The organism is Phenylobacterium sp., from assembly GCF_024508875.1.
Lineage (GTDB): Bacteria > Pseudomonadota > Alphaproteobacteria > Caulobacterales > Caulobacteraceae > Phenylobacterium.
Window position 1 is genome coordinate 1 of the sequence record NZ_JANINU010000065.1, and the last position, 9,737, is coordinate 9,737.

Sequence of the window (9,737 nt, forward strand, 5' to 3'; positions counted from 1 at the left end):
GCCGGGCGGGCGCGGGCCACCGTGGTATTGCGAGGCGCGGTGCGGGCGGCTGCTTCGGCGCGCACCGGTTCCGCAGGCGTGGCCGCGGGCGGAACGGCGGTGTTGGCCGCCATCTCGGCCGCCGGTTCGGCAGGCGTCGCCGGGGCCACCGCCACCTGGCTCGTGGTGGAGCCGGGGGTCAGTTCCGGCACGCCGCTGCGGTCCTGGCTCATGTACCAGCCTGCCGCGCCGAGGGCGCCCAGGGCGACCACGCCGGCGGCGATGGCCGCGGGCGCGGCGCTGCTCGCCTTCGCGCTCTTCGTGGAGCGCGTGCTGCGGCTGATGCCGATCGGCGCCACCAGTCCGGCGTCCGCCTCGGCTTCCGGCTCCAGCGTGGAATTCGCCAGGGTCGAGTTCGTGGGCGCCGCCGCGCTCATCCCGGCGTATTCGGTTCGCGGGAAATCGCGGTGTACGGGCGTGCTGGCCATCGGGGCGTCGATCGGTCGTTCGACCGGGGTGTCCAACGTCATCGGCTCTTCGAGGTCGCGCTCGGCGCCGAAACTGCGGGGTTCCGAGGCCACCGTCGCGGCGACCGAGCTGCGGCCGCGCCCGAAGCCCTTCTTCTTGCGGTTGCGTTCCCAGATCGGCTGGGCGGCGAACATCACGCCTTCCTGCTCGGTGATCGGTTTGTCGGACTCGCGTCCGTTGAAGTCCATCGACATGGGTCCCTCCAAGGATGTGTCGAGGAGAACAAACGGCGTTACTGTGAATAGGTTCCGGAATGCGCCGCCTATGCCACGCGTCGCCGCTCAGCTAAGCTTGCGATTACATATCGAGATAGTTCGAATTCTGTACGATTCCCGCCACGTCCTGGCCATATTTGACGATTGCGCAGGCTGCCGTCGGCCCTAACGCGTGCTGAGCGCTCGCGGCTCCAGCACATCGAAGAACCCCGCCCCGCCGCTTCTCGTGACGAGTGTGACATGGCGGCGCTTGACCGGCACGACCGGCGCTCGCCAAGGTCGGGTCCGCGACTGGAGGTGCGGATGCGGCTCAATGCCAGGCTCAAACGCGACTGGCGGTTCTGGAAAGGACTGAGCAGGACCCTGAAGCGGGTCAAGACCATCGCCCGGGATTCCGACAACCTGATCTGCGACGACCTGCAGGCGGCGGTGGACGCCCATCGCAACAGCCCTGCCATGACGTTCGAGGGCCGCTCCCTGACCTATGGCGAGCTCGACGCCATGGCCAACCGCTACGCCCACTGGGCCAAGGGCCTGGGCCTGCGCCGCGGCCAGGTGGTGGCGCTCTTCATGCCCAACCGCATGGAGTATTTCGCCGTCTGGTACGGCCTGTCGAAGGTGGGCGTGGTCACGGCGCTCATCAACAACCAGCTCGCCGGCCTGCCCCTGGCCCACTGCCTGAACATCGCGGGCGCGGCGCACGTCGTCGTCGACACCGAGACGTCCTCCGTCTTCGAACAGGCCCGGCCGCTGCTCGAACGCCAGATGCAGCAATGGGTCCTCGGGCCCGCCAGCGGCGACCAGCGCGACCTGGTCCAGGCCCTGAAAAGCTGCAGCCAGCTCCCCCCCGACCGCTCGGTGCGCGAGGACATGACCGCCGCCGACACCGCGCTCCTGATCTACACGTCCGGCACCACCGGCCTGCCCAAGGCCGCGCGCATCACCCACATGCGGGCCCAGCTCTACATGCGCGGCTTCGCGGGCTCGACCGGCGCGACGGCCAAGGACCGCATCTACGTCACCCTGCCGCTCTACCACGCCACCGGCGGCCTCTGCGCCCTGGGCGCGGCCTTCCTCAATGGCGGCTCGGTGGTGCTGCGCCGCAAGTTCTCCGCCAGCCACTTCTGGGGCGAGGTGATCGAGCAGGGCTGCACCATGTTCGTCTACATCGGCGAACTGTGCCGCTACCTGGTCAACCAGGAGCCCAGCGAGGACGAGACCCGCCACAAGGTGCGCATGGCCTTCGGCAACGGCCTGCGCCCCGATATCTGGCCGACGATGAAGACGCGCTTCCGGATCCCCGAGATCCTGGAGTTCTACGGCTCCACCGAGGGCAACGTCTCGATGTTCAACTTCGACGGCCGGGAAGGGGCCATCGGGCGGATTCCCAAGTGGCTGCGCAAGCGCTTCAACGCCCGGCTGATCCAGTACGACGTGGAAACCGAAGAGGTGGTGCGCGGCCTGGACGGCCTGTGCATCGAATGCGGCCCGGGCCAGGTGGGCCAGTGCATTGGCCTGATCGGCGGCGCCGACGCCCGCTCCGAGTTCTCGGGCTACCTCGACAAGGCCGCGTCCGAGAAGAAGATCATCCAGAACGTCTTCGAGCGCGGCGACGCCTGGTTCGCCACCGGCGACCTCATGAAGCAGGACGCGGACGGATACTTCTACTTCGTCGACCGCATCGGCGACACCTTCCGCTGGAAGGGCGAGAACGTCTCCACCAACGAGGTGGCCGAGCGGCTGCAGGCCTTCCCGGGCATCGAGCAGGCCAATGTCTACGGCGTGGCGATGGACGGCGCCGAGGGCCGCGCCGGCATGGCCGCGCTCGTGGTGGACGGCGCGTTCGATCCCAAGGCCTTCGGCGACTACGTGGCGCGCGAGCTGCCGTCCTACGCGCAGCCGGTCTTCGTCCGCCTGCTGCCCCACCTCGACACCACGGGCACCTTCAAGATCCGCAAGGTCGACCTCGTCGCCGACGGCTATGACCCGGTGAAGGTGCGCGGCCCGCTGTTCTTCCACGACCCGAAGAAGGGCTACGTGAAGGTCACCAAGACCGTCTGGGACAAGCTCTCCAGCGGCGCGGTGAAGGTCTAGGGCCGCGATCCGAGGCTGCAGCGCCTTGAGCCGACGCCTGCGGCGACGGGCCGCTCGCCGTCTGACCCGCGACAGATCGGCGCACTACGGGCCTGTCGCGCTGAAAACCCCCATACCGGGTATTCCGGAAGTGGACCGATAACGAGGTTCGTGCGACGGCGGGCTACGTCTATCGCTTTGAATGTAGTTAATTTTACGACTTTCGAACAACCGCCGCTCCCCAATAGTTGCGTTCGCTCGGTGGAACGCGCCTAGGCCCAGAAATGCTCGCAGATAGATCCGCCGATCCGCTCGCCGACGAGGCCGCTGCGTTCCCGCGCGTCGATCCGCACGCCGTCTCGGCCGAGCGACCCGAACATGTGGCCCGCGCCTACGCCCCCGTGTTGCGGTGGTTCCTGGCCGCGACGGCCTGCTACTACGCCATCATCGCCGTCTCCCATGTCTTCGACGAGACCGGGCTGACGCGCGTGGCGCTCGTGCTGCTGGCGTCGTGCAGTTGCGCCGCGCCGTTCTCCGCCTGGCTGCGCTTGCGCCGGGACCCCGTGCCGAGCCTACGCTGGCTGGAAGTCGTCGCGGCCCTCACTTACGGCCTGTTCTTCACCAATGTCGCGATGCACGAACTGCTCGCCTTCCGGCCCGAGCGCCTCGTCTACTTCGTCTTCATGGCGATGGTCTTCGGCGTCACGGCGCCGACGCTGCGGGTCGGCTACGCCGCGATCGGGGGCGCCCTGGCCGGGATGTTCGTGCTGGGCTCGCGCATGGGGGCGGCCTTCTTCGACATGTACGCCTTCGTCGGTCTCGCCGGCGGCTTTGCGGCGGTGGGCATGGCCGCGATCCTGCGCGGCGTGGTCACCCGCGAAATCCGCGCCCGCATCCTGTCCGAAAGCCTCCTTCTGGAAGCGCAATCGGCTACGCGGGCCCGCTCCGCCTTCCTCGCCACCGTCAGCCACGAGATCCGGACGCCCCTGAACGCCGTCCTTGGCATGGCCCAGGCGATGCGCGGCGCGCCCTTGCCCGGGGCCCAGGCGGGCCGGCTGGACATCCTCCAGCGCGAGGGACGCGCGCTCGGTCAGATCCTCGACGACATCCTCGACGTGGTTGGCCTTGAGGCGAACGACGTTCGCCTGCGGCCGTCGGCCTTCGACCTCGGCGGGTTCGCGCGGGCCCTGGACCGCCTCTACGCGCCAATCGCCCGAGACAAGGGGGTCGGGCTGGCGGTGACTGTCGCGGACGCCGGGGCGGGCCATTGTGTGGCCGACGAGGCGCGGCTGCGGCAAGTGGCGGCGAATCTCGTCGCGAACGCCATCAAGTTCACGCCGGCCGGCGGCGCCGTGGCGGTCTCGATCGACGCCGACGCGGACCGGCTGGTCCTGTGCGTCGAGGACAACGGCATCGGCATCCCCCATGCCGTACAGACGCGAATCTTCGAGCCCTTCGCGCTCGGCGACGATGCGATCACCCGAAGCGCCGGAGGCGCGGGGCTGGGACTGGCGATCTGCCGCCAGCTCGTCACGCTGATGGGCGGGACCATCGAGCTGTCCTCCGAGCCCGGGGCCGGCGCCCGGTTTACGGTGCGGACGCCCATGGCCCGCGCGCCCGCAGAGGCTTCGGGACCGGACGGCGGGGCGGTCGTCGGCGTGGCGCGCGCGCTGGTCGTGGACGACAACGCGACCAACCGGCTCGTCCTGCGCACCCTGCTTGAGGGCCTCGGCTTGGAATGCCAGTTGGTCGAGAGCGGGGTGGAGGCAGTCGACGCGCTCGCCAGCGGGGCCTGGGACGTCATCCTGATGGACGTGCACATGCCCCAGATGGATGGGGTGGCCGCCACGCGCGCCATCCGCGCCCTCGAGGCGCGGGAGGGACGTGCGCGCACGCCCATCGTCGCCGTAACCGCCAGCGTGTTGCCCGAGGACATCGAGCGCTACGAGGCCGCCGGCATGGACGGGGTGGTGGCCAAGCCCGTGGCCCTCGACGCGCTCGCGGGCGCGCTGGTGCGCGCGCTTTGCGAGCCCGCCGAAGACCGCGGGCAGACCGGCGAAGGCCCGATCGCCGTCGTCGCCTGATCTTCCGTTTCCAAGCCGTTCCGTCGTCTCCGCGAAATATCGTGACAAAGCACTTTACAACACAAAGTACTTTGGCGATAACGCTCTCATTGAACGAGAGAGGCGGCGATGACCGACCAGAACCAATCCCTGCGCGACGACATCGCGTTCCTGCGCGGCCTCGCCGAGGCGGGACAGGCCCGGCCGATGGCCGGCGCGTCCATCCTCGTGGCGGCCGGCGTCGTCTTCGGCTCGGCCAGCCTGATCGTGTGGTTCCTGAACGCGGTCCAGGGCGTGACGGCGAACTGGCTCTATTCCACGGTCTGGGGCGTCGCCTTCGTGACCTACATGGCCTTCCTGTTCCTCCGCATCCGGGCGATGCCGCGCGAGCGGGGAACGCTCCAGGCCGCCACGGGCGTCGCCTGGTCGGGCCTCGGCTGGGCGATCTTCTTCGTGGGCGCCAGCCTCGGCGTCATGAGCTGGCGGCTGCACTTCCCCAATGTGATGTTCGCTTTTCCCAGCGTGATCATCGCCCTCTACGGCGCCGGCTGGTTCATCGCCGCGGTCCTCCTGCGCAAGCGGTGGCTCCACCTCGTCGCGGCCGGCTCCTTCGCCGCCTCGCTGGTCAATGCCTGGTGCGCGGGCGACGCGACCATCTGGCTCGTCTACGGCGCCAGCCTGTTCCTGCTGATGGCCGCGCCGGGGCTGATCCTGATGCGCGAGGCCCGCGCCGGGACGGCCTGAGATGGCCGACGACTTCGACATCGAGCGGATCGACGAGGTCATCCACGGCCGCCTGCGGCTGGGCGTCATGGCCTTCCTCTCCGGCGCCGGCGCGGCCGACTTCGGCGAGCTGAAGGCCCGGCTCCAGGCCACCGACGGCAACCTGTCGGTCCACCTGCGCAAGCTCGAAGAGGCCGGCTACGTGGCCATCGAGAAGACCTTCGCGGGCAAGAAGCCGCTCACCCGCATCCTCCTGACCGACCAGGGGCGCGCCGCCTTCGTCGCCTACCTCGACGCGATGGCCCGCCTCGTGAATCCCAAGCCCTAGGAAACCCTCGAATGCTGAAGACCCTTGCCGGCCTCGCGGCCGCGATGATCCTTGCCGTCCCCGCTGCGGCCGCGCCGGCCGCCCAAGACCCCAACAAGCTGTTCGCCGACTCCAAGGTCGTCGTCCGCGACCGCTTCTCGGACGAGATCTTGGGCAAGGGTCCCGACCTCGTCTTCATCCCCGGCCTGGCCTCGTCCCGCGCCACTTGGAAGGCGACGGCCGAGCGCCTGCGCGGCAAGTACCGGCTGCACCTGATCCAGGTGGCGGGCTTCGCCGGCGAGCCGGCCCGCGCCAACGCCGAGGGCGAGGTGGTGGTCCCCACCGCCGAGGCGATCGACGCCTATCTGGTGGAACAGAAGCTCAGCCCGGCGGTCGTGGTCGGCCACTCCCTGGGCGGCACGACGCTGCTCTACCTCGCGGAGAAGCATCCCGAGCACCTGAAGAAGGTGTTCATCGTCGACGCCCTGCCGTTCTTCGGCGGCATGCAGTCCCCGAACGCCACGGTGGATAGCGTGCGTCCGCAGGCCGAGCGGATGCGCGACATGATGCTCAAGTCCGCCGGCCAGGCCACCGCCGCCCAGCTCGAACCGCAGATGGCCGCCATGTCCAAGGACCCCGCCGCCCGCCACATGATCGCCGAGTGGGGCGCCGCCAGCGACCGCACGGTCGTCGCCCGCGCCATGTACGAGGACACGCTGCTCGACCTGCGCCCCGGCCTCGCGGCCATCCGCACGCCCATCGTGCTGATGCACCCCGACAACGCGCCGCTCGGCGTCCCGGCGGGCGTGATGGAGAAGGTCTACGCCGGCCTCTACGCGCCCGCGCCGACCGTGAAGCTGAAGCTCGCCACCGGCTCCCAGCACTTCGTCATGCTCGACCAGCCGGACCAGTTCGCCCAGGAACTCGACGCCTTCCTCGCCGGGCGGTAGGCGCGCGCGCTACCCCTTCAGCGGCATCCCCACCCTGCAGACCAGCCCGCCCGGCGCGAAGTCGAGGCGGGCCTTGCCGGCGAGCTGACCCTCCAGGCTCTTCTCGATCAGGCGCGAGCCGAAGCCGCGGCGGGTGGGCGGCGTCACGTTCGGCCCGCCCGACTCCGTCCAGGTGAGTTCCAGCCGTCCGTCCTCCCGCGTCCAGGCCACGTCCACCCGGCCGTCGGCGTTCGACAGCGCGCCGTACTTCGCCGCGTTGGTCGCCAGTTCGTGGAACACCAGGCCCAACGCCACCGCCTCGGCCGGATTCAGGTCCACGTCCGGACCATGGGTGCTGTAGCGGCTCTCGCCGAACGGCCGCAGCTCCACCAGCAGCACGTCGCACAGGTCCGCGGCCCGCCAGTTCGCCGCCGTCAGCAGGTCGTGGGTCGCCGACAGCGCCAGCAGGCGCGACTCGAACGCCTCCCGGAAGGCCTTGGGATCGGCCGTGGTGCGCATGGTCTGGCTGGCGATGGCCTGCACGGTCGCCAGGGTGTTCTTCACGCGGTGGTTCAGCTCGTCGACCAGCAGCTTCTGCTGGCGCTCGGCGAGCACGCGGTCGGTGACGTCGCTACCTTCCACGAACACGCCCGAGACCTCCCCGTCGGCCAGCACGATCGGCTGGTAGACGAAGTCCAGGAACCGCTCCTCCAGCGCCGCCTCGGGCTCGCGCTGCAGCCGCACGCTGACCGCCTGGCCCACGAACGGCTCCCGCCGCGCGCGGACCTGATGCAGCAGGTCGGCGAAGCCCTGCTCGGTGACCTCCGGCAAAGCCTCGACCAGGGTGCGGCCCACGACCGGCCGGTGGCCGATCAGTTGCTGGTAGGCGTTGTTGACGAAGGCGAAGCGCAGATCCGGCCCCGCCAGCACGGCCATGAACCCCGGCGCCTGCATGAACAGGTCGCGCAGCCCTTGCGTCTCGCGCATCAGGCTCTGGTTGGTCGCCTGCACCTCCTGAGCCCGCTGCAGGATGTCGGGTTCGCCCGGCGCCGGCTCGCCCTCGGGCCCATAGGCCATCTGCTTCAACTGGTGCAGTTCGGTCACGTCCACCGTGTTCTGCACCACGAACTGCGTACGACCCTGCGCGTCCAGCAGCGGCGTGTGGTTGCACGACCAGTAGCGCATCTCGAACCCGCCGCCCGCGCTCAGCGGCAGGGGGATGGGGTAGGGCAGGAAGGCGATGGAGTCCGGCCGCCCGGTCGCCAGCACCCGCTCCAGCGACTCCCGCAGCCGCCGGCCGCTCTCGCCGGGGTTCGGGAACATCTCGAACAGTCCGCGCCCGATCAGTTCGTCCCGCCGCCGCTCGGTGACGGCGCAGTAGGCCTCGTTGGCGTCCACGTACGCGAGGTCGCGGTCCAGGATCATGTAGGGGCTGGGCAGCGCGCGAAAGAGCGACCCGAAGTCGGGCCTCGCCGCCGCGCTATCGGCCGCGCTCTCGGCGTCGGTAGTCCCCATGTCGTTCCTGTTCCCCCGGGCCGGTAACGCGTTACGGCCAAGCCTGTTCCGCGGCAAGCGACCGCCCCTGCCGGAGCCGCCGGACTCGCCTATATTCACGCCATGCTCGATGCGCCCCCGTCTTCCACAAATGGTGAGGCTCCCCGCCTGAAGGGCGCGGCGCTCATCAAGGACGAGGTCAAGCGGCTGCCCGATCGACCGGGCGTCTACCGCATGATCGGCGAAGACGGTGAAGTTCTCTATGTGGGAAAAGCGCGCAGCCTGAAGAAGCGCGTGGTCCAGTACGCCCAGGGCCGCTTCCACACCCAGCGCATCGCGCACATGGTCGACGCCACCCGCTCGATGGAGTTCGTCACCACCCGCACCGAGACCGACGCGCTGCTGCTCGAGATCAACCTGATCAAGCAGCTCAAGCCGCGCTTCAACGTCCTGCTGCGCGACGACAAGTCCTTCCCCGAGATCGTCATCCGGCGCGAGCACCCGGCGGCCCAGCTTCGCAAGCACCGCGGGGCCCACACCATCAAGGGCGACTACTTCGGCCCCTTCGCCTCCGCCTACTCGGTGAACAAGACCCTCAACACGCTGCAGAAGGCGTTCCTGCTGCGCTCGTGCTCGGACAGCGTCTACGAGACCCGCACGCGCCCCTGCATGCTGCACCAGATCAAGCGGTGCGCGGCCCCGTGCACCGGCCTCGTCAGCCTCGACGACTACAACGCCCTGGTCGAACAGGCCGGCGATTTCCTGCGCGGCAAGTCCCGGGCGGTGATGGGCAAGATGGCCGCCGAGATGCAGGCCGCGTCCGACGACATGGAGTTCGAGCGCGCCGCCCGCCTGCGCGACCGCATCCGCGCCCTGGCCTCCGTCGCCCAGGAGACCCAGATCAACCCCGAGACCGTGGACGAGGCCGACGTCTTCGCGCTCCACGCCGAGGGCGGCCAGGCCTGCGTGCAGGTGTTCTTCTTCCGCGCCGGCCAGAACTGGGGCAACCGCGCCTACTTCCCGCGGGTCGACAAGTCCGACGAGGATCCCGACGTCATGGGCGCCTTCCTCGGCCAGTTCTACGACGACAAGCCGATCCCCAAGCTCATCCTCGTCAACGTCGAGCCCGCCGAGCGCGAGCTGATCGCCGAGGCCTTCTGTCAGAAGTCCGGCCGCAAGGTGGAGATCGCCCGGCCCCAGCGCGGCGAGAAGAAGCAGATCGTCGAGCACGCCTTCACCAACGCCCGCGAGGCGCTGGGCCGGAAGATGTCCGAGAGCTCGGCCCAGTCCAAGCTGCTGGCTGGCGTCGCCGAGGCGTTCGGGCTGGAGGCCCCGCCCGAGCGGATCGAGGTCTACGACAACAGCCACATCATGGGCACGAACGCCGTCGGCGGCATGATCGTGGCCGGCCCCGAGGGCTTCCAGA

At 69.5% G+C, this 9,737-nt stretch carries 7 protein-coding genes and 1 pseudogene; 6 read left to right on the forward strand and 2 right to left on the reverse strand.

Annotation, left to right across the window (positions count from 1 at the left end):
- Positions 1 to 701 (reverse strand): annotated as a pseudogene (locus tag Q0L11_RS06205) (hypothetical protein); the annotation flags it as partial.
- A 324-nt stretch (positions 702 to 1,025) separates the two neighbouring features.
- On the opposite strand from Q0L11_RS06205, the gene Q0L11_RS06210 reads away from it, so the two are divergent.
- From Q0L11_RS06210 to Q0L11_RS06230, 5 genes are all read left to right on the forward strand, one after another.
- Entirely contained in the window at positions 1,026 to 2,816 is a 1,791-nt protein-coding gene (locus Q0L11_RS06210) for a long-chain-acyl-CoA synthetase (protein ID WP_296596098.1), read from the forward strand.
- A 263-nt stretch (positions 2,817 to 3,079) separates the two neighbouring features.
- Positions 3,080 to 4,879 (forward strand): ATP-binding protein, encoded by a 1,800-nt coding sequence (locus Q0L11_RS06215; RefSeq protein ID WP_296596100.1) that lies wholly within the window; start codon positions 3,080 to 3,082, stop codon positions 4,877 to 4,879.
- A gap of 108 nt (positions 4,880 to 4,987) precedes the next feature.
- Positions 4,988 to 5,602: a hypothetical protein gene (locus Q0L11_RS06220; protein ID WP_296596102.1), complete on the forward strand. Its 615-nt coding sequence runs from the start codon at positions 4,988 to 4,990 to the stop codon at positions 5,600 to 5,602.
- 1 nt (position 5,603) lies between these two features.
- Positions 5,604 to 5,909, forward strand: coding sequence for a transcriptional regulator (locus Q0L11_RS06225; protein WP_296596104.1), 306 nt, complete (start codon positions 5,604 to 5,606; stop codon positions 5,907 to 5,909).
- 11 nt (positions 5,910 to 5,920) lie between these two features.
- Positions 5,921 to 6,838, forward strand: a complete 918-nt coding sequence (locus Q0L11_RS06230; protein WP_296596106.1) for an alpha/beta hydrolase — start codon at positions 5,921 to 5,923, stop codon at positions 6,836 to 6,838.
- Positions 6,839 to 6,847: 9 nt separating this feature from the next.
- On the opposite strand, the gene Q0L11_RS06235 is transcribed toward Q0L11_RS06230, so the two are convergent.
- Positions 6,848 to 8,332 (reverse strand): PAS domain-containing protein, encoded by a 1,485-nt coding sequence (locus tag Q0L11_RS06235; protein ID WP_296596107.1) that lies wholly within the window; start codon positions 8,330 to 8,332, stop codon positions 6,848 to 6,850.
- Between the two features lie 102 nt (positions 8,333 to 8,434).
- On the opposite strand from Q0L11_RS06235, the gene uvrC reads away from it, so the two are divergent.
- On the forward strand, positions 8,435 to 9,737 hold a 1,303-nt coding region (uvrC, locus tag Q0L11_RS06240; protein WP_296596108.1), incomplete at its 3' end, for an excinuclease ABC subunit UvrC.